Origin of the sequence: Microbulbifer celer (assembly GCF_020991125.1) — a bacterium.
Classification (GTDB): Bacteria; Pseudomonadota; Gammaproteobacteria; order Pseudomonadales; family Cellvibrionaceae; genus Microbulbifer; species Microbulbifer celer.
Window position 1 is genome coordinate 2,552,679 of record NZ_CP087715.1, and the last position, 24,537, is coordinate 2,577,215.

Sequence of the window (24,537 nt, forward strand, 5' to 3'; positions counted from 1 at the left end):
ATAGCATACGAATTTTTTGTCGGGGTTTCTCCCCCACTGGCGTTTACCTATATGCAGCTCGGTAAAACCTGGCTGTGCTGTAACAATAAAAATTACTCACGCCAATAAAAATAGAATGGAGAAACCCATGCACAGATTCCGCGCATACGGATTCCAGAAGACGCTGCTCGCCAGTGCCATCGCACTTTTCCCGATGGCACTGCAGGCCCAGGAAGCACAAGACGGTGCAGAAGAGAAAACTGTTGAGGAAGTGGTGGTCACCGGGATTCGCGGTGCACTGCAACAGTCGCTGGATGTAAAGCGCGATGCCACTTCCATCGTAGATGCCATCAACGCCGAGGATATCGGCAAATTCCCCGACAAGAACGTCGCCGACTCCTTACAACGTGTGCCGGGCATTTCAGTCGACCGCATCTGGGGCGAGGGCCGGGATATATTTGTGCGCGGTACTGACAGTACCCTCAACCGCACGCTGATGAACGGACAGAACGTGGCTTCCGCCTATTGGTGGGCGAACGACAATCCGAGCCGTGGCTTCAACTACTCCATCCTCGCCTCCGAGCTGGTCTCTTCCCTGGAAGTGTATAAAAGCCCGGAAGCCCGCCACGACGAGGGCAGCATCGGCGGAATGGTGAACGTAATTACCCGCAAACCGATGGATCTCGACCCGATGACCATCAATCTCTCTACCGAGAGCGTGTACAGCGAGCTGCCGGACCAGTGGGATCCGCAGGTTTCCGGGCTGGTGAGCTGGAAGAATGATACGGAAACCTTCGCGGTACTCGCTTCCTACAATAGCCAGCAACGCACCATGCGTCGCGATGGGCTCGAGGTTTTCCCCACCAACGATCTGTATACGGTGAGCGATCAGAACGGCAATGTGACCGAGGATGTTTACGTGCCCTGGGGCGGCGGCTCGGCCATTTTCCAGCAGGATCGCCAGCGGGATACCGCCAACGTGACGCTGCAATTTCGTCCTACGGATCGCTGGGATATGACCCTGAACTATGTCGGCTCCGACATGGATATGGACAACAGCAACCAGAACTATCTGTTTGTGGCCGGCGGTTACAAGATTCCCAACGGGGATGTAGTGACCAATCCGGAGTTTATTCCCACCAGCGATGGCTATCAGGCCCTGGTGGGTGGTGTGATCGAAAATCCAGACAGCATTGGCGTCGCGGATGAACCGATCGTGCGTGAGGCTTTCGTTAAATCCGATGTGCTCGATTTCGCTGCAGACTACGCCGGGGACACCTGGGAGCTGCACCTGCAGGCGGGAATGACCAGCGCCGAGGGTGGCAGCACCAAGGACCGCAATTACTGGTTTGAGGGCAACAGTGCAGAAGACCTCAACTTTGGCCCCAACACCAACGAGTTCAGTTTCCCGGGGGTCGACCCACTGGACGGCAACGCCCTGCACCTGAACGCTGCCAATCTGCGGGACTGGGTGCGGGTAATGGAAGACGATGAGAATTACCTGAAGGCGGACGCCAGTTTCGATGTACAGCTGGGCTTTGTCACCGCTATCAAGACCGGCCTGAAACTGCGCGACCACACCATCGAGAACAATCGGCAGAACGGTTCCGTGGATGTTACCAATCCGGACATTGCGGATCAGGTAGCGGCCCTGAATGCCATTACCCTGGCGGATGTCTCCAGTGGCCCCAGCCCGGCACTGCACGGTGAAGGCGCCACTTCCGGTTCACTGACCCGCTACGCGTTTCTGGATACCGGCCTGGCGAAGCAGCAGATCGACAGCATTCTGGATGCCGGCGCAATGACCTATGCCGAGGACCAACGGGCCTATTACAAGATTAATGAAGACATTACCGCGGCCTACGCCCAGGCGGAGTTTGCAAGCGGCAACCTGCACGGCAACTTCGGTGTACGGCTGGTGGAAACCGACCAGACTTCCCACGCCTATATCGATGGCGAGCGCGGCGCCGTTGGACGCAGCTATCGTGAAGCACTTCCCAGCGTGAATGTGATCTACGACCTGTCGGAAGACATTATCCTGCGCGCCGCGGCGTCCCGTGCCATGGCCCGGCCTACCTTCCAGAATCTGAGCTCCAATATCGTCATCAACGCCACCAGCGGCACCGCCACCGCCGGCAACCCGAAGCTGGACCCGATGTTTGCGGATCAATTCGAGCTCGGCGCTGAGTGGTATTTCAGCGACGCCAGCCTGTTGGCCGCTACCTACTTCAATAAGGACCTGAGCACCTTTGTGTTCCAGGACACTCAGGTTGAAGTGATCGACGGCAACAGTATCAATGTTACTCGCCCCTACAATGCGGACCAGGGTGCGGATATTCAGGGGATTGAGCTTCAGGTTCAGCACGATTTCGGCAGCGGCTTCGGTGTGCTAGGCAATTACACTTGGACCGATGCCAAGGTGCCTGACAGCAATCTGGAATTGCCGGGTAATTCTCGCGATCAGTTCAACGCATCCACCTACTATGAAAATGACTTTCTGAGCCTGCGCCTGTCTTACAACATGCGTTCGGAGTCCTACGGCGGGCTGACCTCTGGCTCCCAATTGGTTACTGACAAGTACGATCAGTGGGACGCCACCGCGAACTGGATGGCGACGGAAAACATCGATGTTTTCTTTACCGCGGTAAACCTTACCAACGAGATCATCTACATGCGCACTGCTGATGGTATCCCCGTAGGCTTTTACGAAAATGGTTCGCGTTTCAGCCTGGGCGCGCGTCTGTCCTTCTAACCCTGCATCCTTCAGGCATCACCTTGTCACCTTTTTCAGGCGCCCTGCGGGGCGCCTTTTTTACATCTATGAATACGCGCGTCACACTTTGGCGATTTTCTATTTCAAACCGTGTCAATCTGTACCCAAGTTGCCAAGGCAAGAGTACAGTTGCGCCCGCATTTTCGAGAATGCAGGAGGTTAGGAATGCAATGGCTCGCTCGAGTTTCCTCGTGGAAAGTCGCCGGTATTTTTCTTGCCGTCAACTTTGCTATACAGGCAATCATGGTGATCGGCATTTATCCCGGAATCAGCGAAAACCTGAAACCGCTGGATTTTCAGATGAATCTTACAGCGGAGACCATACAACAGTATCTCACCACCATCGGTGAGGAAGGGAGAGCGCTCTACTCTTTCAATCTCATTCTGCCCGACATGTTGTTTCCGTTATGCTATGCCTGTGCCTATGCTCTGGTACTGATGCAGTTGATCAAAGGGTGTGATCAGGCGCAAAGTCCACTGCAATACTTCCCGTTGTTGCCGCTTGTTGTTGCGCTCTGTGACATCATTGAAAATATTCATATTCTCACTGCCATCCGGCAGTTCCCGGAGTTGCCCCCGGAAACCACCAGCTGGCTGGTAGCGGCCAATACGGGCAAGTACATCGTTGCCATGATAGTACTCACTACGCTAACAGTGCTCGGCTGCTGGTTCGCCGTCATCAAACTCTCGACACCATACACCTATGTTGATGAGTGATGGCTGATGGGCTGTTGTGAATATACAGCCCCTGCATATTGACCCGGATGTGAGGACTCCCTAATCTTGAAAACCTGTTCCACGCTCAAAACAACGTTTTCAGAAATAAGGAATTCTAATGCCCAATACTGTTGAGGGACCGGATGGAAAACCCCGTTGTGGCTGGTGTGCTGCGGCTCCGGAGTTTTTCGATTATCACGATCGGGAGTGGGGATTTCCGGTTGACGACGATAGAAGGCTGTTTGAAAAGCTCTGCCTGGAAAGTTTCCAGTCCGGCCTGAGCTGGCGCACCATTCTCGCCAAGCGGGATAATTTCCGCAAAGCGTTCAAGAATTTTGACTTTAACAAGGTGGCCCGATTTAGCGAACAAGATGTCGAGCGCCTGCTACAGGATGCGGGGATTGTCCGCCATCGGGGCAAGATTGAGGCAGTGATCAATAATGCCCAACGTGCCAGGGAACTGGTCAAGCAGGAGGGGTCTATCGCAGCCTATATCTGGAAGTTTGAACCCTCAGACACAGACCCGCGAACACCACAGAGCGTATCCACATCCGATACGTCTACAGCCCTGTCCAAAGATCTGAAAAAGCGCGGCTGGAAATTTGTCGGCCCCACCACCGTCTACGCCTTTATGCAGGCCATGGGATTGATCAATGATCACCTGGAAGACTGCAAGTCCCGCAAGGAGGTAGAACGCGCTCGCAAGGCATTCAAGCGTCCGACCTGAGAAGTCACTCAGGGAGTTGGCTCTTGGGAGAGGATCGAGGAGCAAGCACCAGTATGCGCCGGTCATTTTTATTGATCCGGGCACCAAAACTCTGTTCCAGCGCAAACGCGAGCCCATCTGCATCTCCGATATTGAATACACCGCTGATCCGCTGGTCCGCCAGCGCATCTCCAACCAGTACCATTTTGCGGGTGGTATAGCGGTTGTACTCGGCAATAGCATCTTCCAGGCGCTCGTTGTCGAAATAGATCCGATGCGTCTGCCAGGCCGTCACTTTTTCCAGGTTGATCGGGATCACGCCGCTGTTGTCTTGTGGGCGATTGGCGGCATAGCGAACACCCTGCCCCGGTAACATCTTCGCCAATTGCCGGGAACGGCCCTGCATATCCTCAGACTCGACTGCGACCACGCCCTGAGTGACGGCAACACGGACTTTTTCCGCGCGCAATGCGACATTGAATGCGGTACCCAGCGCGCGGACCTGAGAGCCCTGCACATTGACAACAAAGGGCCTCGAGGGGTTTTTCGCCACCATAAAAAACGCCTCACCGCGCTCCAGAAACAACGCACGCTGATCACGGCGATATCGCACCCCCACCCGGCTGTCGGTATTCAGCATCAGGGTTGAACCGTCCTCCAGATGTACCACCCGCTGATCACCGATTCCGGTCTGGTAGTACTCGATGGCGTAATAGTCGCGGCCGAGCACCACCGCCATCGCGACCAGCAACGTGGCGGCAACGGCACCCAGCCAGCGCAGGCGTCCCCGCACACGGAAACGCTGCTCCGCCGACTTGCGTATTTCCGGCAGGCCGGCGTTGAGGTCCGGGTCATCCCTCAGAAAATCCGTCATCTGGCTCAAATGCTGGCACTGGACAAACGCCTGACGATGCCGCGGATCTGCCTGCAACCACTGCTCCAGCAGATCGGACTCCGCCGCGCTCATGGCTCCCCCCTGCTGTCGCGCCAGCCAGTCTGCAGCCCGCTCCCGGATAGATCGGTCCTGATTGTCCACTGGGCTCATAACAACTCGCTCAATTCTTTCTGCAGGTGTTTCAGGGCAGTACTCATATGACGCTCCACACTGCGGGTACTGACGGATAGCGCCGCGGCGATTTCCGGGTAGGTCATTTCTTCAAAACGGCTGAGCAGAAATACCTTGCGGGTGATGGGCTTCAACTGCAGCAGGGCACTTTTGAGCCTGCTCAGGCTCTGCTGCCATTCGGCGCTGCCCTGTGGGCAGAGGTCCCGGCTCTCGTGATCGCCCTCTTCAAAGCTCTGGTGGAATTCTACCCGGCGGCGCTGATGGCGACGCAGGTTATCCCGCACCAGATTGGTGGCCACGGTAAAGATATAGGCTCGGGGATTTTCCTCGAGCGGCGTCAGGTTCTCGAGCCGCAATAGTTTGACGTAGGTTTCCTGCAGAACCACGTCCACATCCTGCCGGCCACCGGGCAGCATACGCGCTACATAATTGCACAGCGGTTCGCGATAGCGGCTGTACAGTGCCTCGACCATGCGCTGTCGGGCACCGCCAGTACTGTCTGTATCCGGCATACTTCTGCCGCCCCCCACCAGACGCAGTGCGGCACGAGATACTCTCCCCATTCACGGCCCCTCTGTGACGTATTGCGCGGAAAAAGGTCTACCCATAATCCCATTAAACGACACAGCCATAAAAAACCCGACAGTTTTCTCAAAACAATGGAAAGTGGCCCAGCAAACCAGGCTGGCGGCCTTGCGGGACCCAGTGCAAGGGCGTATTTTGATCTCTTTGTGGCCGCATTGAACCTCGGCCAGCATACCGCCGAATGATAATAATGAAAGTAACGTACGCACCGGCCTGGCTGAGTTTTATACCGCCCGCGACCCTGGGGTTGCGGCTTCCACTACTGGCTGTGTTACTCCCGCTTTTCCTGTTCCCGCCGGCCACCTCTGCGCTGGCTGAGGCCGGAGATACTCACGGCGCCGCACTCAGTAAACACCGTTTTACTACCGAGACCATCAGCTTTGCGCTGCCGGCACAGCCGTTATATCAAGCACTCACGGCTTATGCGCAACAGGCGGGGCTACAGCTGTTTTTTCGCCGGGAACAGCTGCTGAATATCGAAGCCGTGGAAATTGACGGCGCATTCAGCCGTCGCCAGGCACTGACCAGGCTGCTGGAAAACAGCAATCTGGACTTTCAAATTGGTGACGGTGGCGAAGGAATGACCCTGGTCATTTTTCCGTCCACAGACGACAAGCAGCCCACGCCACAACCACTGACAGTAGCCGAAGCCCCAAACCACCTTCCCATTGAAGAAACCTATGTGACCGGTGTGCGCTCTACCCTGCGCCAGAGCCTCGCAGTGAAGCGCAACAGCAACCATATTGTGGATGTGACCACCTCTGCGGATATCGGTCAGTTTCCCGACCGGAATGTGGCCGATGCCCTGCAGCGCATTCCCGGTGTTTCCGTGGACCGGATCTGGGGAGAGGGGCGGGACGTGAACATTCGCGGTACGGATAAAGATATCAACCGTACCCTGCTGAACGGGCAACAGGTCGCCTCCGCCTACTGGTGGGCCAATGACAATCTGAGCCGGGGGTTCAATTATTCCACCCTGGCGTCACAGCTGGTGGAGTCCCTGGAGGTGCACAAAACGCCCCGGGCCGACCTGGACGAAGGCAGTATCGGCGGCACCGTGATTGTGCGCACACGCAAACCGCTGGACCTTCCCGCCGCGGAACTCCGGGTCTCTCTGGAACAACAGTACAACGACCTCGCAGAAACCCTGGCCCCACAGATATCGACGCTGGGCAGTTGGAAAAACCACGAGCGGACTTTCGGCATTCTCGCCAGTATCAATTGGCAGAACCGGGACAGCCGTCGCGACGGACTGGAAACTTTTGCCGACAACAATTTCTACTCGGTGACCGATCAGCACGGCCAGCAGACGAAAGATGTTTACGCCGTGTGGGGCGGCGGCTCGGCACTTTTTCAGCAGCAACGCACGCACACTACCGGTAACCTGACACTGCAATGGGCGCCGGATGAGCATTGGAATACGGTATTAAATCTGGTTGATTCCCAGGTAGACATCGAAAACAGCAATCACAACTTCCTGTTTTCTCCCGGTGGTTACAAATTGAGTGAAGCGCCACCGGCAACCGTAACGGATCCAATATTCATTCCCACTGATAACGGCAAGAAAATCCTCGCTGGTGGGACCCTGAACAACGCAGATAGCCCGGGCGCGTTCCTCGATAGCATTCAACGACAGGCCTATATTGATACACAGGTTTACGACCTGGACCTGCATTACCGTGGCGGCCGCTGGGAAAATCATGCCCAGTTCGGTTTTACCCGCGCCCGCGGCGGTACCGATCACGATCGCCTGTACCGGTTTAGTGGTGACACCCGGGTGCACTTCCGTCTCGATCGCGATGCACTGGAGACGGACTACCTCGATCTGGACCCGCAGGACCCCGCCGCACTGGACAACTTCTCGCCGGTTTCCCGGGACTGGATCCGGGCGATGGAAAACCGGGAGTACTATGGCCAGCTGGATTTCCACCGCACGCTGGAGAGCGACTGGATTCAACGACTGGCCTTCGGCCTCAAACTCCGCGACCTGCAGGTGGAAAACCATCTCACAACCGGCACCATCGATACCGAATCCGACGCATGGAAGACACTGAAAAATTTGGGGCTGGACGCGGTCAATGGGCCCCTCAGCCCTACACTCAGCACCGCCAACGCCAATGCGTCCACCCTGACCCGCTATATCCTGACCGATCCGCAGCATCTGCAATCGGTGATTCATCCCCTCTATGCTGAGGGCGCCATGTCTTACGCCTACGACCCCAGCGCCTATTTTGCGATCGGCGAACAGTCTCTGGCGGGTTATGTGAGCGCGGATTTTGAACGCGGCCCCTGGCATGGGGACATCGGACTGCGGGTAGTGCAAACCCGACAGGTGGCGAGAGCGTACCAACCGGATATCAGCGACGATCCACAGAGCCTGCCCATGAACCGGGTTGAGAACCACTACCGGGACGCGTTACCCAATCTCAACCTCCGCTATCAACTGAATGACCAACTGATGGCCCGCGCCGCCGTGGCCAAGGTGATGGCAAGACCCAACTTCAAGGACCTTACTCCCAATATCATCATCGAGCCTACCAGTGGTTACGGCACCGCAGGTAATCCGCAACTCGATCCCTATCGCGCAGATCAACTGGACCTGGGGCTCGAGTGGTATTTTGGTAACGCGTCGTTGCTGTCAGCGACGGCCTTTTTCAAAGATATCTCAACCTTTGTCTATCCCCATGTGGATCTGGAACAGATCAACGGACAGGCGCTGTACATCACCCGCCCCCGCAACGGTCCCGGGGCGGATATCCGTGGCCTCGAACTGCAATGGCAGCACGACTTTGCCAAAGGCTTCGGCACTCTCACAAATTACACCTATACCAATGCGCGGGTGCCGGCAGCGGACGATAGCCGCACCCTGAACCTGCCGGGAAATTCCCGCTCGCAACTCAATGCATCGATCTACTATGAGTCCGAAAAATTGAATGGCCGCCTGGGATACAACTACCGCTCACGATCCTATGGAGAAATCATCGCCGGCTCCCAGAGTGAAACCGCCCCTTACCGACAGTGGGATGCCAGTGTCCGCTGGCAATTGACGCCCGCCCTCAGTATGACGATGGATGCCGCCAACCTGACGGGAGAAGTGATCAAGATCCGCAGCGCCAGTGGAATCCCCCAGGGGTTTTACCAGCACGGACGGCGTTTGACGATGGGATTGAAGTGGCAGCTGTAGAGTAAGCAATGAGGCTGTAACCTGCCCGGGGAAGTACCGGGGGAAACCCTTGAACGCTCTCAGTCGCTGAGCTTGAATGTGGCAACCGTATTCAGTTTCCAGTCCGGAACGGTCACTTCTACCGGCGCGGCGCGGTTCCGCTCTGATTCCTGCACCAGATTTCCCCCCGCCGGCTGCAGACTGAGATGACTGACCGGCACCTGCACCGGCGCTACTTTGCTGCGCTCGTGCTCCTTGAGCAGATAGCCTTCCATGGGCGCGAGCGAGAGAGAGGCCCCCGCACCAGCGCTTGATTCAACGGATACCGCTGGCGCCGTCTCTGAAACTGACGCCGTTGACGGAGAAGGCTCGGCTGGCGTTGCCAGAGCAGCAGGTTCCCCTTCCGCTTTCACCGTGGCCAAGGCGCCAAGCTGGGCGAGTTTTGCCTTCAGCTGCTCGGCCTGGTCCCGGGTAAGCTTCTTCTTGATCGCCAGCGGACGTCCGCTGAAAAGTTTTTCCACCGCCGCCGGGCCGGCCTTGAACAGCCGACCAAAATTGGCTTTCACATCGGCAACCGTAAACCCCGGTTGCAGATCTCCTCGAAAGATCACGCTGTAGGTATTCTCAGTATGAATGTTATCGGTGTGAGGATTCTCGGACATTCTGGGACCTCTTAGCACACTGCCGCACAATCGATACCGCACGCGGCGTCTGCGTGCGACCTGTCTTTATTCTTTTGTAACGGATTCAGTCATCCGAATCCAGTGTCTGGTCCATGGTATAGGCAGGCGCGGCGGCGGACTTGCCGGCGACAATCCGTCCCGGGACGCCGGCGACGGTGGAATGCGCGGGCACATCCCGCAGCAACAGACTACCCGCCGCGATCTTCACGCCTTCACCGATATGAATCGGACCGAGCACCTTGGCACCGGCGCCAATCATCACACCGCGGCCGATCTTCGGATGACGATCGCCCCCGCCACTGCCGCTACCACCCAGGGTCACCGAATGCAGGATAGAGACATCGTCTTCCACCACGGTGGTTTCCCCTACCACCAAACCCGTGGCATGGTCGATCATGATGCCGCAGCCAAAATGGGCGGCGGGATGAATATCCACCGCAAACTGCTCGGAAACCCGGCTCTGAAAGTACAGCGCCAGAGTGTGGCGCCCTTTGCGCCACAACCAGTGGGCAATCCGATGGGACTGCAGTGCATGGAAGCCCTTGAAGTAGAGAAATGGTGTCAGGTACTGATCACAGGCCGGGTCCCGGTCATACCAGGCACAGATATCTGCCTGCATGCAGCGGGAGATCTCGGGGTCATCGGCCATGGCACCGGCAATCACTTCCTGCAGTGCGGTGGCAGTCAGCGCTGCGTGATCCAGCACCGAGGCCAACTGATAGGCCAGCGCGCGATCCAGGGTTTTGTGGCGCAATACCGTATTGTGGAAATAACTCGCAAGTACGGGCTCACCAGCGGCAGCGGCAGCGGCCTCGGCGCGCATCGCAGACCAGATGTCCCGTTGTTTCAATTCACTGACGTTAATAGCGTTGCTTCCTGTTTGTCCGCTTGGTATCTGTCATGGATCGGTTCAACCCTGTTCACAGCCCGCGGCTCACAAACGATCCAGGCTCTGCGGATAGGCGCTGTCCGGTACGGCGACAAAGCGCTGAAAAATGGATTCAATATTGGCGCACACCGTATCGGCCAATGCCAGATTGTCCGTCGCCGGACAGGCCTCGATCTGGGTCCGCAGCAACTCGGGAGTAAGCAGATCTTGCAGTTCCCGCGCCCGAGGGGCATAGCTCAGATGCCAACGCTCGGGCGCGACGCCTCCCCGGTCCACCGCGTAGGGGCGGAAAAGCCCGTAACTGCGCCCGGCTGCCATGCGCTCATCGAGCCAGCGGTGGAACGGTCCGAATACACCGTCATCCGCCACCTCTTCCGGTGTAAGCTGTACCTGATAATCCTCTGGCACCGCCGCCGCGTCGATGATATCGAAATCCGTTCCCCAGTGGTGCCGGGATCCGCCCGGCAACGCAGACCAGCGCAGTATCGCAAATACGATCTCTTCATCGGAGAGCTGCTGCACATCCAGTGGATGACCATCGCTGTCCAACAGCGGGCGCGCACCACTGGCCTTGCGGTTCCAGATGATACGCTGGCGCTCAAACCCCCGAAACCCCGAAACCACCCTGGGCTCAAACCCCGCATCCCGCGCGTCGCGCCGCAATTGCGAGAACGCGGTGAGCGCTTCAGGATGCATCAACTGCCCGGAAACGGGTTCGAGAATCACATGGGCGTCGTTGAGCCCGAACAACATCTTATGCATGGTCGGATACATCGCCAAGGCGCCTCTCAAGTGCTCTTCGGTTCTCCTCCAGCTCCCAATCCGACAGGGATATCCAGAAGATTTAATATTCCAAATAACTGCAAAAGCCTGACAGGGCGTCTAGGCTAATGATGCAGACATGACAATTTAGCACTGTTACTCACGATCAAAAAACCGCTTCTGCCGTGGTTTGGGGTTTCTTTTTTTTATGCTATGTTGCATGCCTGTCTCTATCAGCCATGGAAGCGCTGAAATGAAGCGAGCGGCCACGAGTCGATTCTGCGGTAATCTGCAAGGCGCCATTCAGAGTGCCACCGTCGCAGTGTAGTAATTCGGTCTCAACATTACAGGGAAGTCAAAACCATGCACCCGAGTCAGTCCGAGCTTTTGCAGCTGAAAAATCTGGGGCTTGCATCCGTCAATATCCTCCATTCTATCGGTATCCGCACACTGGAAGATTTGCGCCGCGTGGGCGCGGTGGAAGCCTTCATCAGTATTCGCGGCCGTGGTATCAACGCCTCTCGGGTTTTACTCTACGCCATTCAGGGCGCCATCCTGGACACGCACTGGAACGACCTCGACCCGGACCTGAAAGCCAGACTGGTCGATGAGGTGGAAGAGTTGATGGCCGGCAAGGACGACGCCTGACAGCCCTCTCCCAATTCATCTCTAGTGTCAAAAACTGCAAGTCACCAGCTTGCAAACCTCCCCGCCTGACCCTATTTAATGGTGGTTACCCCACCATTTGCGGAGATCTTCAATGCTGCGTATCGGGCTCTTTCTACTGACCAACCTGGCAGTGATGCTGCTGGTCGGTGTCATTTTCAATCTTCTCGGTATCCAGGGCATTCTTGACGCCAATGGCGTGAACCTGAATCTGCCCGGGCTGCTGCTGATGTGCGCTATCTTCGGTATCGGTGGCGCGCTGATTTCGCTACTGCTATCGAAAACCATCGCGCGCATGACCACCCGTACCCAGGTCATCGATAAACCCCAGACCGCAGATGAACGCTGGCTGGTGGAAACCGTGCGCGAGCTGTCCCAGAAGGCGGGTATCGGTATGCCGGACGTGGGTATTTTCCCCATGCCCCAGGCAAACGCGTTTGCGACCGGCTGGAACCGCAACAGTGCGCTGGTGGCCGTCAGTGCGGGCCTGCTGCAGCGCTTCAATCGGGATGAGGCGCGGGCAGTGATCGGCCATGAAATCGGTCACGTAGCCAACGGCGATATGATTACCCTGGCGCTGATTCAGGGGGTGGTAAACACCTTCGTAATGTTCTTCGCCCGCCTGGTGGGCTTCTTCGTAGACCGGGTTTTGCTGCGCAATGAACAGGGCCTGGGGATCGGCTATTTCATCACTTCCATCATTATGGATATGGTCTTCGGTGTATTCGCGATGATGATTGTTGCCTGGTTCAGCCGCCGCCGGGAATACCGGGCCGACGCGGCCGGTGCGCACCTTGCCAGCCCGGATGCCATGATTGCAGCCCTCGCCCGCATCAAAGCCGAGTCAGAAGCGGGCCGCGAGGAGCCGCTGCCTTCCAACATGAAGGCGTTCGGTATCTACGGCAACAGTATGGCGGCACTACTCGCCAGCCACCCGCCTCTTGAGGATCGCATCCTGGCGTTGCAAAATTCTGCCCACCGATGATTCCCGGTGCCCGGCCTCCGCCGGGCACCCCTGCTTTCTGGAAATCACGATGCACAGAGAACTTTCCATTTTCCACCGCATTTTTCGTCCCCTGGTTCGCACCTTTTGTGTCTGCCTTCTGTTGTCCGCACCGGCCGCACTAGGGGCGCAACCGCAGTTCTCCACCGATGACGAAACCAACACCATGCAGGTGTTCAATTTCGCCAGCCCATCGGTGGTCTATGTCACCAACGAAACCCTGGTGCGCGACCGCTGGAGCCTGCGTCTGCACTCGGTGCCCAAGGGCGCCGGCAGCGGGTTTATCTGGGACGATCGCGGCCACGTAGTCACCAACTTTCACGTGATCGAGGGTGCACGCAAGGTCACCATCACCCTGCAGGATCGCAGCGAGTGGCCGGCGGAACTGGTGGGTTCCGCACCGGAAAAAGACCTGGCGGTGCTCAAGATCAAGGCGCCGACGGAACTGCTCAAGCCCCTGTCTGCAGGCAATTCGGCGGATCTTGCGGTGGGCCGCAAGGTACTCGCCATCGGCAATCCCTTCGGTCTCGACACCACCCTCACCACCGGCGTGGTCAGCGCCGTAGGGCGGGAGATCGAGGCCGCGAATAACCGCACCATCCGCAATGTGATCCAGACCGATGCGGCGATCAACCCGGGTAACTCCGGCGGCCCATTGCTGGACAGCAGCGGGCGTCTGATCGGCGTGAACACGGCAATCTACAGCCCCAGTGGGGCCAGTGTGGGGATCGGTTTTGCGATTCCAGTGGATACGGTGAAGAAGATTGTGCCGGAGCTGATTGCCCACGGCCGCCTGGTGCGACCGATTCTCGGTATCGAGTCTGCGCCGGATCAGTGGGCGAGCCGCTATGGCTTTGAGGGCGTGGCGGTGTTGCGCATTGCCCCCGGAATGCCGGCGGAGGAAGCCGGGTTGCGCGGGGTTTACCGCAGCAATCGCGGCGGCTGGCAGCTGGGGGATGTGATCACAGGCATCGACCGACAGCCCATCTCCAACTACGACGACCTGATGAACGCGCTGGAAAATCATCGCCCGGGGGATCGGGTGGCGGTGCGCTACCTGCGAGAGGGTGAAGAGTATGAAACCTCTCTGGAATTGGCGGCCCCTTGAATTAGAAAAAGTTATTGCGCTCCGATGCAAAGGTGGCGCTAGCGGGGGTGGCCTTGCGAGACCGTCTGCGGCCAGGACGGCCGCAGCCGAGCCCCCATGGATGGGTTCACGGCGTGTCTCGCAAGGCCACCCCCGCTAGCGACACCGCCACTCCCCCGGAACACCCCCCGGTTCAAAACACCCCCAAATCCGTTACACTCTCGCGCCAGTTAGAACCGGACCGGACTGAACTCTATGCAAAAACATTTCCTCTGCGGCTACGAAGATCTGGCGGAAGGCGAATCCAAAGGCTATTCCCTCGGCGACAACAGCGCCGGGCTGGACAATGTGTTTGCGGTCAAGAAAGACGGCGAGGTGTTCGCCTATAAGAACGTCTGCCCGCATCGGGGCATCAATCTGGAATGGCAGCCGGACCAGTTTCTGGATTCGGAAAAAGCCCTGATCCAGTGCGCCTCTCATGGCGCCCTGTTTGAGATCACCACCGGCGAATGTATCGCCGGCCCCTGTGCCGGAGATGCGCTCACGCCGGTTCCCGTCGAGTATGCGCAGGAAGGCCTATACGTGCTGCTCGCGGATTGAGCCAAGACGGAAGCTGTCAGTCTTGGGCGAAGGTGGCGATGCCGGGTACGTTCTTGTGAGACCTTCTGCGAGAGGGACCTCGCAGAAGAGCCCCCATGGATGGGTACACGGCGTGTCTCACAAGAACGTACCCGGCAGCGTCACCGCCACTGAAAAATTTTACTAAGCAGCGCTACGTCCTACCCAACAAACGGCACCGGCTCTGTCAGCCGGATCTCCTCCGCGCCCATCACTGCGCGGTAAGCCAGCACCTCGACACCTGCAGCAATGGCCTGCTCCAGCGCCGCGGCGTAGGCCGGGTCGATTTCTGCGGCGGCTTCCACCGTCTCAATCTGGGAATGCTGCACGCAGTAAAACAGGACCGCGCGCACACCGTTTTCCGCCAGTTTCTGCAGTTCCCGCAGGTGCTTGGTACCGCGGGCGCTTACCGCATCGGGAAACAAACCTCGGGGCCCTTCGGCGAGGGTGACATTTTTGACTTCCACATAGCAGGCGGCGCCATCATCGCGACTCAACCAGAAGTCGATGCGGCTGTTCTCCTCTCCGTACTTCACTTCCCGCTTCAAATGGTCGTAGCCCTGCAGCTCGGTCACCACGCCATCGCGAATCGCCTCTTCCACCAACGCGTTAGCGCGGCCGGTGTTGACCCCCGCCAGCGCACCTTCCGGCGTAGTGGTGATTTCCAGGGTGTGGCGGTACTTGCGTTTCGGATTGCCGGAATCTGAATACCAGCATGGCGTGTTTTCCCCCCAGCAATTCTTCATTGAGCCGGTGTTTGGACAATGAATGGTTATAATTTCACCAGTTTCAAGTTTTACATCGGCGAGAAAACGCTTGTAGCGGCGCAATAATTGCCCTTTTGCCAGGGTTGGGGTCAGTTTCACAGTAGGGTCCGTTAAATCATTCAATCGACTGGCGCACGAGCATCACACAAAGTCAGGAAATAAATCAAAGTTCCGCGATTTCAGTGGTGCGTGCGTACCAGATTACACCATTCCTACCGGGCTTTTCGGCAGGATTGTTGCCCGCGCATTAACTCGACAACATTTTGTGGCGCTGACGCAAGAGATTTGATAGTTTCCTCGCTCTTGGTTTCAGGGGGGTACCCCGGACCAGAGAAGGATACAGCCTGCAGACGCTTAAGCTTGGCTAGGCTTGAATTTGGTTGTAAAGCCCTTATCTATCAGGGCCCGTATTATGAGAGAGGCAATGACTATGCCCAACACTGCTGCGAAATCCGAAACTCTCCACGGCTTCGAGCCCTATCAGGAACAGAAGGGCGAGGAGTACATGAATGAGAAGCAGCAGGAGCATTTCCGCAAACTGCTGCGGGCCTGGAAGGCCGAATTGATGGCAGAAGTGGATCGCACTGTTTCGCACATGAAGGACGAAGCTGCCAACTTCCCGGATCCGGCGGACCGCGCCAGCCAGGAGGAGGAATTCAGCCTCGAACTGCGCACCCGCGATCGCGAGCGCAAATTGATCAAAAAGATCGACGCTACCCTGGAGCTGATTGACCAGGACGATTACGGTTTCTGTGAAGCCTGTGGCGTTGAAATCGGTATCCGTCGCCTCGAGGCACGTCCCACCGCTACCCTATGCGTGGACTGCAAAACGCTGGCGGAGATCAAGGAAAAGCAGATTTCCGGCTGATAGCCACTGCTTGAGCGGGGCGATACCGACCGTATCGCCTTTCGCGTCCCCCTGATCCGTGTGGGCGGCTGGATTGTCAACCTGCCGCCTGATCTCCGATGCGTCCCCCACCCGAGACGTCCACCGTTTTGATCCAGTCCACCCCCGCTAACCTGCCAAGTTACATCGGTCGTTTTGCACCGTCCCCTACCGGCCCCCTGCACTTCGGGTCTCTGGTGTGCGCGGTTGGCAGCTATCTGGACGCGGTGGCCCACGGCGGTCGCTGGCTGGTGCGCATGGAAGACCTCGACCCACCGCGGGAAATGCCCGGCGCCGCAGATCGCATTCTCAAATCCCTCGATGCGCACGGCCTGCACTGGCACGAACCGGTTGCCTGGCAAAGTGCGCGTCACCCTCTATATGACGATGCCCTGGAGAAACTGCAACAGCAGTCACTGGTGTATCCCTGTGGATGCACCCGGGCGCAGATCCGCGATGCCGGCGGACACGACCGGCAAAACTGCACGGCGCCGGAACCCGGTGCCAGCTACGCTCTGCGCTTTGCCTGTGCCGGTGGCAGTACCGGGTTTGAGGATATCTGGCACGGCTCTCAGTCCCAGGCGGTAACAGAGGACCCGATCCTGAAGCGCAAGGACGGTCTCTATGCCTATCAGCTGGCAGTGGTGGTGGACGATATCTCTCAGGGTATTACCCACATCATTCGCGGTGCCGACCTGATGGATTGCACTGCCGTACAACTGAGACTGTTCCACGCCCTGGGTGCGCGCCCACCGGCCTTTGGCCACCTGCCACTGGTGATGAATGACAGCGGGCAGAAACTCAGCAAACAGAACCACGCCGCAGCGCTGGACGATAGCCGCGCACCGGAAAACCTGGCCACCGCACTGGGCTTTCTCGGCTTCAGACCGCCACCGGAGCTCGCCAGAAGCAATGTCGGGGAGATTCTTTCCTGGGCCAGCGCCCGCTGGCAGAGACACCAGGTGGACCGACGCAATCGCTTGTTGTGAATGAGTGGGAGAATGACAGTTGAATCGCGCCCGGTGGCGCTTTAACATTTTTCGCCCGTTTCCCCGCGCACCCGTTTGCCGGCTCCGTTTGCCAGCCCTTACCTGACAACCCGACTTTATGAGCAACCGCACCCTGTTAATCCTGCTGGTACTGATGGGTTATGTATTCAGCCCCACGGTATTCACCTGGATGATCAATCCCGCCGGCGCCTGGTACCGCCCGTTTATTCTCTGGTTCGTACTGATCCTGCTGGCGGTATTCATTCAGCGGAGGCGCAAACCCGATGACCTTTGAAATCGTCAACATTGCGCTGATCGGGGTTGCCTATATTGCGGTCCTGTTCTTTGCCGCCTTTGCCACTTCCAAAGGCTGGCTGCCGGAGAACTGGGTGCGCAATCCGTTTTTCTATGTGCTGTCACTGGGGGTATCCCTGAGTGCCTGGACCTATTACGGCATCGTCGATCTGGCCTGGCAACATGGCTACGGGGTACTGGCTTATTATCTGGGCACCGGAGCGATGTTCCTGTTTGCGCCGGTGGCCCTCGAGCCGCTGGCGCGGCTGGCACAGCGCTATCAGCTCACCTCGCCGGCAGATCTGCTGGTATTTCGCTATCACAGCCGGGAGGCGGGCACCCTTGCCACCCTGTTCATGCTGCTTGGCCTGTTGCCGCTGATCGCCCTGCAGATTCAGGCGGTTGCGGAAACCCTGGCGCTGCTGTCGCGGGACAATGTCGCCGCCCTGGCGCTGCCGGACTCGGGGATGACCAGCAAGGATCTGATCGCCTTCTTCTACTGCGTGTTACTGGCGCTGTTCACCAGCACCTACGGCGCTTCGCGCAAACGACGCGCGGGTCTCGCCAGTGCCATGGCACTGGAATCCCTGGTGAAACTGGTGGCGCTACTAGCTGTTGGCCTGTATGCGGTATACGGCGTGTTTGGCGGGCTCGACGGGCTGGATCAGTGGCTGGGACAGAACAGCGATATGCAGCAGTTGCTGTATACCCCGATCAAACAGGGCTCTTCCCATACCCTGCTACTGGTTTTTATCGCCACTGCGGTGGCCATGCCCCACATCTTTTACCTGAGCGTTGCCGAACGCCCGGCGGCCCAGGCGCTGCGCACCTCGAGCTGGGGCTTCCCGCTGTTCCTGCTGATTATGGCGTTGCCGATTTTCCCCATCATGTGGGCGGGTTTTGCGCTGGATGTGGCGGAACCGGTTCAGTACTTTACCCTCGCAGTTCCCCGGGCCAGCGGTTCTGCCGCGCTGACCATCCTGGCGTTTATCGGCGGCCTCTCGGCGGCCACCGGTGCCCTGATCATGATCACTCTGGCGCTCTCCACCATGGTGATGAACCACTGGCTGCTACCGGGAACCCGCTGGCATTCCGACGACGACATGTACCGCCAGCTGTTATGGTTGCGCCGGGCCCTGGTGGCGGCACTGTTCCTGGCAGGCTTCGCGTTCTATTTGTTACTGAACAATCGCCTGTCGCTGTCGGATCTGGCGATCATCGCGTTTATCGCCTCCCTGCAGTTCCTACCCGGTATCTTTGCGGTGATCCACTGGCCCACGGGCAATCGCCGCGGATTTATCGCCGGCCTACTGGCGGGCATGCTGGTGTGGGCTGCCGGCCTGCTACTGCCGGCGGTGGTGGGTAACAGTGGTATCGCGGTTCCGGGTACCGATATCCAGATCCCTCTGGGAATGGAAATCTGGCCCCAGATCACCACCCTGTCGCTATCTGCGAACGTGCTGCTGTTTGTCGTGTTATCCATCTTCACCGCCACCTCCAGCCTCGAGCGCTACGCCGCAGACCTGTGTAGTGATGACTCCATCAGCCAGGCACTGCGACTGGAGCTTGAGCTGCAATCCGCCGCAGAATTCCGCCTGCGCCTGTCGGAAAGCCTTGGTGCCGCCACCGCGAGCCAGGAAGTCAGCCGCGCCCTGCGCCAGCTGGGGTTGCCGGAAGACGAGCGTCGTCCCTATGCGTTGCGCCAGCTGCGCGACAAGCTGGAAGCCAACCTTTCCGGCCTGCTGGGGCGGGTACTGGCGGGGCAGATTGTGGATCGCCACATTCCCTTCGTGACCACGGACCAGCCGGCGAATAAAGACATCAACCTGATTGAGACGCGCCTGAGCCGCTACAAGAACCAGCTCACCGGCCTCGCAGCAGAATTGAACAACCTGCGCCTGTATCACCGCCAGATGCTGGAAGAACTGCCCATGGCGGCCTGCTCCCTCGGGCGCGACGGCGAAATCCTGCTGTGGAACTACGCCATGACCGATCTCACCGGTATCAGCGCCAGTGAGGTGATCGGCTCCAAGCTCGACTACCTGCCGGAACCCTGGTGCAGTGTCCTGTCGGATTTTGCCCAGTCCGCGGAAGCCAGCCTGTTCAAGCAGCAGGTCGAAATGGATGGCAACAGCCACTGGCTCACCCTGCACAAGACCCGTCTGAAACAGGGGCGAAGCAGCAAGAGCAGCGGGAAAGCGAGCGGTAAGGGAGGCCGATCCACATCGCGGGACAACCGCGGCGACGGCCAGATGCTGCTGGTGGAAGACATCACCGAGACCCAGGTACTGGAACAGGAATTGATACACAGCGAGCGGCTGGCCTCCGTGGGCCGGCTGGCCGCGGGCGTCGCGCACGAGGTGGGCAATCCGGTCACCGGCATTGCCTGCCTGGCGCAGAACCTCCAGTTTGATTCCGAAAACCCGGAAGTTCTGGCAACTGCCGATCAGATTCTCAGCCAGACCCAGCGCATCAGTCGCATCGTGCACTCCCTGGTCAGTTTCTCCCACAGCGGCAGTCAGGAGACGGAATCAGCGCCGGTTGACCTGCGTGCGTGTGTGGAGGAAGCGGTACAGCTGCTGTCCCTGCAAAGGGACAAGACCGAGGTAACCTTTGCCAATGAAGTGCCGGAGGGTCTGATCGCCCTCGGCGACAACCAGCGCCTGATCCAGGTGTTTATCAACCTGCTGAGCAACGCCCGCGATGCCAGCCCGGACGGTGGTCACATCATCGCGGAAGGTTACCGTCGCGCCGGACTCGCCTGTGTATCGGTGACCGATGACGGCCCGGGGATTTCCGCAGAACACCGCGAACGCATCCTGGAGCCATTCTTCACCACCAAGGAGCCCGGAGAGGGTACCGGGCTCGGGCTGGCGATGGTCTACAGCATTGTCGAGGATCACGGCGGACAACTGGAGCTGGTGAGCCCCGCAAACCCGGACACCGGGCGCGGCGCATGCTTTATCGTCCAGCTACCACAGGAAAAGTGACCCCGATCGCAACTGGATTGTTACGTGAAATTGGTGAAATCTGGACATGATTCATCCGGATTGCGCTATCTGGGTTGCATCGAAACGCTCTACAGGTAACACTTAGGCCCCGCTGAACACTTTGTAACCAGGCGTAACATATGAGCCACATTCTGATTGTTGAAGATGAAGCCATTATCCGTACTGCCCTGCGCAAGCTACTGGAGCGGCACCGCTACAACATCAGCGAGGCAGGCTCAGTCCGCGAAGCCACCGGCAAACACCGCCTGGCGGACTTCGACCTCATCATCTCTGACCTGCGCCTGCCCGGTGCTCCCGGTACCGACCTGCTGAAACTGGCAGGTGACGTACCGGTACTGATCATGACCAGTTACGCCAGCCTGCGCTCCGCGGTGGATTCCATGCGCATGGGCGCCGCGGACTATATCGCCAAACCCTTCGATCACGACGAGATGCTCGCCACGGTGCGTCGCGTGATCGGCAAGGCAGAACAGAGCCGCGTCGCCGACGCCAAAGTTGGCACCAAGGACGGCCGTACCATCGCCGGCATGATCGGCGAAAGTGCGGTGATGCGGGATCTTTACGGACGCATCCACAAAGTCGCCCCCACCGATGCCACGGTGCTGGTGCACGGCGAGACCGGTACCGGTAAAGAGCTGGTGGCGCGCGCCATCCACGAGGAGAGTCGACGCGCCGGCAAGCCACTGATTTCCGTGAACTGCGCGGCCATTCCCGAAACCCTGATCGAGGCCGAACTGTTCGGCCACGAAAAAGGTGCCTTCACCGGTGCCCAGACCGCCCGCGAAGGCCTGGTAGCCGCCGCAGATGGCGGCACCCTGTTCCTGGACGAGATCGGCGAGCTGCCACTGGAAGCCCAGGCACGCCTGCTGCGGGTACTGCAGGAGGGCGAGGTTCGCCCGATCGGCGCGGTGGAATCCCGCAAGGTCAATGTGCGGCTGGTGGCGGCGACTCACCGCAACCTGCGCCAGCTGGCGGCCGAGCGCAAATTTCGGGAAGACCTGTATTACCGTATCAATGTGGTCCAGATGACCCTTCCGCCGCTGCGCGAGCGGGGCAAAGACGTGTTGGTCATTGCCGAACACCTGCTCGAGAAATTCTGTGCCAAGGTCAATCGCGCCACACTCCGGCTTTCCCCTGAAGCGGTGCAGGCGGTAACCACCTACACCTGGCCGGGTAACGTACGCGAACTGGAGAATGCGATTCAGCGTGCGGCCATCCTGACCGAAGACAGTGAAGAGATCGATCACCACACTCTGGATATTGATCTGGACCTGGTGCCGATCGAGGAAGCAGACCCGGAGCGCCTGCCGCGCAATAGCCTGCACAGCGATCCCCGTGAAGACCTGTCTCTGGAAGATTACTTTGCGCGCTTCGTGCTCGAACACCAGGAAACCATGAGTGAAACCGAGCTGGCGAAAAAGCTGGGAGTCAGCCGCAAATGCCTGTGGGAACGCCGCCAGAAGCTGGGGATCCCACGCAAAAAGGCCCGCCGCGCCGCAGAGGCCTGACCGCATCGGGCCATCCACAAGCCAACTTCCACACCAACTCCCCCCAAGCCCGGCGAAGTCCGGGCTTTTTTGTGCCCGCAGTGTGCGTCGCCCGCCAGTTGCTACCCCTCCCACACAATTGGTAACAAGTGAAAGTGTTACCCCACCCCGCAAGGAGTAACAACTACCGTACCTTGCGTAACGGAATGCTGTACTCCAGAGACGTAAAAAAGTTCCCAAAAAACTTAAGTTATTGATTTATAAGGATTTTTAAAAGTTGGCACGCTATCTGCTTTGTATAGGGCAAACAACAAAAATGACCAAGAATAAAAATAAATGGTCAACCAAAGCCCTAAGAACTACTCACAATAAGCGGGCGAAACACAACAATAAAAACGGACGGTCGACAATAAAAGCCAAAGTGACCAACCCGGAGCAAAGCGATCGGACAATAAAAACAATAAGGTCCGGAACAACAATAAAAATAATTAAAGAACTAGAACAACCTGATAATAAAAATAAACAATAAGAATAAAGAGAAATAACAAGAACAATAACTTGTAGAAGACAACAAAAATAACGACAAGCACGTGACAAACTGACTGATTGTGCCTGGGAGAGGGTTTGCTGAAAAGCAAATTGTTAGCGCAAGGAAGCCGCTGCCTTCATACCGAATAAGAATAATTCCCTGTTTTCTTTTTCGCACTGATACTGGCTGGTCCCCGCTTTATGCGGGCCCGGCAGCTGTGCGTTGCGTCGACTGTGTTAGAATCCGCCCCAAACAACACCGGAGGTCGTCCTGACCACATGTTCAAGGCGACTATGTAATCACCCCGGATCGGGCAAACCGCCTCGCACTGGCAGGCAGGCCGGCCGCGGTCAACACAGAAAGCCGTATGTTCAATACTCTGATCAGCAGCATCAAACGCTGGCACCGTAACACCAAGTCGGAAGAGACGTCGCAAGAAGCCAACTCCGCGGACGCCACTCCCCACTCCTCCTCGAAAGATGCGGACCGCGCTCACAGAGGCCGGGGCAAATCAGGCCGTGAGAAGCAGAGCGCACCGCGCAAGGCCGGCGGCGCACGTGAACCCAACACCCCCTCTTCCCGTATCGTTGTCCCCCGCAATGACCACAACCTGTCCCGACGCAATGTCAGTCGCGCCGCGTTGACGGTAATGAAGCGTCTGCAGGAAGGGGGGTTCCAGGCCTACATTGTCGGTGGCGGTGTGCGCGATCTGCTGCTGGGCGGGCACCCGAAAGACTTTGACGTCGCCACCGATGCCACGCCGGAAGAGGCCAAACAGCTGTTCCGCGGTGCGCGCATCGTCGGCCGCCGGTTCCGCATCCTGCACGCCCGCATCGGACGCGAGGTGATTGAAGTCACCACCTTCCGCGGTCACCACAGCGACGGCGAAGAACACGAGGCCCAGCAATCCGAGCACGGGATGCTGCTGCGCGACAACGTTTACGGTGACCTGGAAAGCGATGCCGTGCGCCGGGACTTTACCGTCAACGCGCTCTACTACACCACCCAGGGCTTTGAGATCCACGATTACACCGGCGGTATGCAGGATATCGAAGATCGCCTGATCCGCATGATTGGCGACCCGGAGACCCGCTACAAAGAAGACCCGGTACGGATGCTGCGCGCGGTACGTTTTGCCGCCAAACTGGACTTTGACATTGAGCCCGCCACCGCCGCACCGCTGCAACAGACTGCGCCGTTACTGCGTAACATTGCCCCCGCGCGCCTGTTCGACGAAGTCCTCAAACTACTGATGAGTGGCCACGGTGAACGCACCTTTGAGCTGTTGCGAGAATTCCATCTTTGGGGACACCTGTTCCCGGACAACGCGCGCCTGCTCGACAACCCCGAGGTGGAAGCGCTCACCCGCCTGGCACTGCGCAATACCGACCGCCGCATCCGCAATGATCAGCGGGTAACACCGGCGTTTCTGTACGCCGCACTATTGTGGCCCGCGGTCAACTTCGAGCAGAAGTTCCTCACCGAAAACGGCACGCCGCCGGTACCAGCGCTGGCACAAGCGGCGCAGAAAGTCGTCAGCGCACAGTTGACGCACACCGCCATTCCCAAGCGTTTCTCCATTCCCATGCGGGAGATCTGGGAGCAGCAGCTGCGCCTGCCCCGCCGCGGCGGCGAACGCGCCTACCGCACGATGGAACACCCGCGCTTCCGCGCTGCATACGACTTCCTGCTTTTGCGCGAAGAGAGCCAGGAGATACCGGCCGGGCTCGGTCAGTGGTGGACGGAGTTCCAGCAGGCAGACGACGAGCAGAAGCAGCAGATGATCAAGGATGCGCCCCGCAATGGCCCCAAGAATGGCCGGCGCCGCAAGCGTGGAGGTCGCCGCCGCGCCCCCAACCAACCGAAAAACAACTGAC

General features: G+C 58.4%; 21 protein-coding genes. 15 read left to right on the forward strand and 6 right to left on the reverse strand.

Going from position 1 to position 24,537, the window contains the following annotated elements; all coding sequences use genetic code 11:
- Nucleotides 1–127: 127 nt before the first annotated feature.
- From LPW13_RS10705 to LPW13_RS10715, 3 genes are all read left to right on the forward strand, one after another.
- Nucleotides 128–2,731 (forward strand): TonB-dependent receptor, encoded by a 2,604-nt coding sequence (locus LPW13_RS10705; RefSeq protein ID WP_230435292.1) that lies wholly within the window; start codon nucleotides 128–130, stop codon nucleotides 2,729–2,731.
- 186 nt (nucleotides 2,732–2,917) lie between these two features.
- Nucleotides 2,918–3,469 carry a hypothetical protein gene (locus tag LPW13_RS10710; RefSeq protein ID WP_230435294.1) on the forward strand — a complete coding sequence of 184 codons (552 nt, stop codon included), beginning with the start codon at nucleotides 2,918–2,920 and terminating at the stop codon, nucleotides 3,467–3,469.
- 118 nt (nucleotides 3,470–3,587) lie between these two features.
- Nucleotides 3,588–4,196 (forward strand): DNA-3-methyladenine glycosylase I, encoded by a 609-nt coding sequence (locus LPW13_RS10715; protein ID WP_230435296.1) that lies wholly within the window; start codon nucleotides 3,588–3,590, stop codon nucleotides 4,194–4,196.
- 4 nt (nucleotides 4,197–4,200) lie between these two features.
- Here LPW13_RS10715 and LPW13_RS10720 read toward each other — a convergent pair whose 3' ends face one another.
- Nucleotides 4,201–5,220 carry a FecR family protein gene (locus LPW13_RS10720; RefSeq protein WP_230435298.1) on the reverse strand — a complete coding sequence of 340 codons (1,020 nt, stop codon included), beginning with the start codon at nucleotides 5,218–5,220 and terminating at the stop codon, nucleotides 4,201–4,203.
- Nucleotides 5,217–5,804, reverse strand: coding sequence for an RNA polymerase sigma factor (locus tag LPW13_RS10725; protein WP_230435299.1), 588 nt, complete (start codon nucleotides 5,802–5,804; stop codon nucleotides 5,217–5,219). The genes LPW13_RS10720 and LPW13_RS10725 overlap by 4 nt, the downstream gene beginning before the upstream one ends.
- Before the next feature lie 212 nt (nucleotides 5,805–6,016).
- Between LPW13_RS10725 and LPW13_RS10730 the strand changes: the two genes are divergently transcribed.
- Entirely contained in the window at nucleotides 6,017–9,010 is a 2,994-nt protein-coding gene (locus tag LPW13_RS10730) for a TonB-dependent receptor (RefSeq protein WP_230435301.1), read from the forward strand.
- A 59-nt stretch (nucleotides 9,011–9,069) separates the two neighbouring features.
- On the opposite strand, the gene LPW13_RS10735 is transcribed toward LPW13_RS10730, so the two are convergent.
- From LPW13_RS10735 to LPW13_RS10745, 3 genes are all read right to left on the reverse strand, one after another.
- Nucleotides 9,070–9,651: a hypothetical protein gene (locus LPW13_RS10735; protein WP_230435302.1), complete on the reverse strand. Its 582-nt coding sequence runs from the start codon at nucleotides 9,649–9,651 to the stop codon at nucleotides 9,070–9,072.
- An 85-nt stretch (nucleotides 9,652–9,736) separates the two neighbouring features.
- A complete protein-coding gene (cysE, locus tag LPW13_RS10740; RefSeq protein WP_230435304.1) occupies nucleotides 9,737–10,522 on the reverse strand; it encodes a serine O-acetyltransferase in 786 nt (261 codons plus the stop codon).
- A gap of 84 nt (nucleotides 10,523–10,606) precedes the next feature.
- A complete protein-coding gene (locus tag LPW13_RS10745; protein ID WP_230435306.1) occupies nucleotides 10,607–11,323 on the reverse strand; it encodes a M15 family metallopeptidase in 717 nt (238 codons plus the stop codon).
- A 363-nt stretch (nucleotides 11,324–11,686) separates the two neighbouring features.
- Here LPW13_RS10745 and LPW13_RS10750 point away from each other — a divergent pair, with 363 nt between their 5' ends.
- The 4 genes from LPW13_RS10750 (at nucleotide 11,687) to LPW13_RS10765 (ending at nucleotide 14,679) form a co-directional block, all read left to right on the forward strand.
- Nucleotides 11,687–11,971, forward strand: coding sequence for a TfoX/Sxy family protein (locus tag LPW13_RS10750; RefSeq protein WP_230435308.1), 285 nt, complete (start codon nucleotides 11,687–11,689; stop codon nucleotides 11,969–11,971).
- Between the two features lie 112 nt (nucleotides 11,972–12,083).
- A complete protein-coding gene (gene htpX / locus LPW13_RS10755) occupies nucleotides 12,084–12,974 on the forward strand; it encodes a protease HtpX (RefSeq protein WP_230435309.1) in 891 nt (296 codons plus the stop codon).
- A gap of 49 nt (nucleotides 12,975–13,023) precedes the next feature.
- Nucleotides 13,024–14,100, forward strand: a complete 1,077-nt coding sequence (locus LPW13_RS10760; protein WP_230435311.1) for a S1C family serine protease — start codon at nucleotides 13,024–13,026, stop codon at nucleotides 14,098–14,100.
- Nucleotides 14,101–14,334: 234 nt separating this feature from the next.
- Nucleotides 14,335–14,679, forward strand: coding sequence for a Rieske (2Fe-2S) protein (locus tag LPW13_RS10765; protein WP_230435313.1), 345 nt, complete (start codon nucleotides 14,335–14,337; stop codon nucleotides 14,677–14,679).
- Between the two features lie 179 nt (nucleotides 14,680–14,858).
- On the opposite strand, the gene sfsA is transcribed toward LPW13_RS10765, so the two are convergent.
- Nucleotides 14,859–15,563: a DNA/RNA nuclease SfsA gene (sfsA, locus tag LPW13_RS10770; protein ID WP_230435314.1), complete on the reverse strand. Its 705-nt coding sequence runs from the start codon at nucleotides 15,561–15,563 to the stop codon at nucleotides 14,859–14,861.
- 331 nt (nucleotides 15,564–15,894) lie between these two features.
- On the opposite strand from sfsA, the gene dksA reads away from it, so the two are divergent.
- From dksA to pcnB, 7 genes are all read left to right on the forward strand, one after another.
- The gene (dksA, locus tag LPW13_RS10775; protein ID WP_230439187.1) at nucleotides 15,895–16,332 is read left to right on the forward strand and encodes an RNA polymerase-binding protein DksA; all 438 of its coding nucleotides are present in this window, start codon (nucleotides 15,895–15,897) and stop codon (nucleotides 16,330–16,332) included.
- A 98-nt stretch (nucleotides 16,333–16,430) separates the two neighbouring features.
- Nucleotides 16,431–17,339 carry a tRNA glutamyl-Q(34) synthetase GluQRS gene (gene gluQRS / locus LPW13_RS10780; protein WP_230435316.1) on the forward strand — a complete coding sequence of 303 codons (909 nt, stop codon included), beginning with the start codon at nucleotides 16,431–16,433 and terminating at the stop codon, nucleotides 17,337–17,339.
- Between the two features lie 118 nt (nucleotides 17,340–17,457).
- A complete protein-coding gene (locus LPW13_RS10785; RefSeq protein ID WP_230435317.1) occupies nucleotides 17,458–17,634 on the forward strand; it encodes a hypothetical protein in 177 nt (58 codons plus the stop codon).
- A complete protein-coding gene (locus tag LPW13_RS10790; protein ID WP_230435319.1) occupies nucleotides 17,624–20,623 on the forward strand; it encodes an ATP-binding protein in 3,000 nt (999 codons plus the stop codon). Before LPW13_RS10785 ends, LPW13_RS10790 begins: the two co-directional genes overlap by 11 nt.
- Before the next feature lie 140 nt (nucleotides 20,624–20,763).
- Complete coding sequence (locus LPW13_RS10795; RefSeq protein ID WP_230435320.1) at nucleotides 20,764–22,152, forward strand: sigma-54-dependent transcriptional regulator; 1,389 nt, start codon at nucleotides 20,764–20,766, stop codon at nucleotides 22,150–22,152.
- Nucleotides 22,153–22,408: 256 nt separating this feature from the next.
- Nucleotides 22,409–22,660 (forward strand): hypothetical protein, encoded by a 252-nt coding sequence (locus tag LPW13_RS10800; RefSeq protein WP_230435322.1) that lies wholly within the window; start codon nucleotides 22,409–22,411, stop codon nucleotides 22,658–22,660.
- Between the two features lie 367 nt (nucleotides 22,661–23,027).
- Nucleotides 23,028–24,536 (forward strand): polynucleotide adenylyltransferase PcnB, encoded by a 1,509-nt coding sequence (gene pcnB / locus LPW13_RS10805; protein ID WP_230435324.1) that lies wholly within the window; start codon nucleotides 23,028–23,030, stop codon nucleotides 24,534–24,536.
- The last annotated feature ends 1 nt before the right edge of the window (nucleotide 24,537 follow it).

What these genes read in the sequence shown, in the direction of transcription:
- LPW13_RS10705 (WP_230435292.1), top strand. Translation starts at nt 128, where the DNA reads ATGCACAGATTCCGCGCATACGGATTCCAGAAGACGCTGCTCGCCAGT.
- LPW13_RS10710 (WP_230435294.1), top strand. Translation starts at nt 2,918, where the DNA reads ATGCAATGGCTCGCTCGAGTTTCCTCGTGGAAAGTCGCCGGTATTTTT.
- LPW13_RS10715 (WP_230435296.1), top strand. Translation starts at nt 3,588, where the DNA reads ATGCCCAATACTGTTGAGGGACCGGATGGAAAACCCCGTTGTGGCTGG.
- LPW13_RS10720 (WP_230435298.1), bottom strand. Translation starts at nt 5,220, where the DNA reads ATGAGCCCAGTGGACAATCAGGACCGATCTATCCGGGAGCGGGCTGCA.
- LPW13_RS10725 (WP_230435299.1), bottom strand. Translation starts at nt 5,804, where the DNA reads ATGGGGAGAGTATCTCGTGCCGCACTGCGTCTGGTGGGGGGCGGCAGA.
- LPW13_RS10730 (WP_230435301.1), top strand. Translation starts at nt 6,017, where the DNA reads ATGAAAGTAACGTACGCACCGGCCTGGCTGAGTTTTATACCGCCCGCG.
- LPW13_RS10735 (WP_230435302.1), bottom strand. Translation starts at nt 9,651, where the DNA reads ATGTCCGAGAATCCTCACACCGATAACATTCATACTGAGAATACCTAC.
- LPW13_RS10745 (WP_230435306.1), bottom strand. Translation starts at nt 11,323, where the DNA reads ATGCATAAGATGTTGTTCGGGCTCAACGACGCCCATGTGATTCTCGAA.
- LPW13_RS10750 (WP_230435308.1), top strand. Translation starts at nt 11,687, where the DNA reads ATGCACCCGAGTCAGTCCGAGCTTTTGCAGCTGAAAAATCTGGGGCTT.
- htpX (WP_230435309.1), top strand. Translation starts at nt 12,084, where the DNA reads ATGCTGCGTATCGGGCTCTTTCTACTGACCAACCTGGCAGTGATGCTG.
- LPW13_RS10760 (WP_230435311.1), top strand. Translation starts at nt 13,024, where the DNA reads ATGCACAGAGAACTTTCCATTTTCCACCGCATTTTTCGTCCCCTGGTT.
- LPW13_RS10765 (WP_230435313.1), top strand. Translation starts at nt 14,335, where the DNA reads ATGCAAAAACATTTCCTCTGCGGCTACGAAGATCTGGCGGAAGGCGAA.
- dksA (WP_230439187.1), top strand. Translation starts at nt 15,895, where the DNA reads ATGCCCAACACTGCTGCGAAATCCGAAACTCTCCACGGCTTCGAGCCC.
- gluQRS (WP_230435316.1), top strand. Translation starts at nt 16,431, where the DNA reads ATGCGTCCCCCACCCGAGACGTCCACCGTTTTGATCCAGTCCACCCCC.
- LPW13_RS10785 (WP_230435317.1), top strand. Translation starts at nt 17,458, where the DNA reads ATGAGCAACCGCACCCTGTTAATCCTGCTGGTACTGATGGGTTATGTA.
- LPW13_RS10790 (WP_230435319.1), top strand. Translation starts at nt 17,624, where the DNA reads ATGACCTTTGAAATCGTCAACATTGCGCTGATCGGGGTTGCCTATATT.
- LPW13_RS10795 (WP_230435320.1), top strand. Translation starts at nt 20,764, where the DNA reads ATGAGCCACATTCTGATTGTTGAAGATGAAGCCATTATCCGTACTGCC.
- pcnB (WP_230435324.1), top strand. Translation starts at nt 23,028, where the DNA reads ATGTTCAATACTCTGATCAGCAGCATCAAACGCTGGCACCGTAACACC.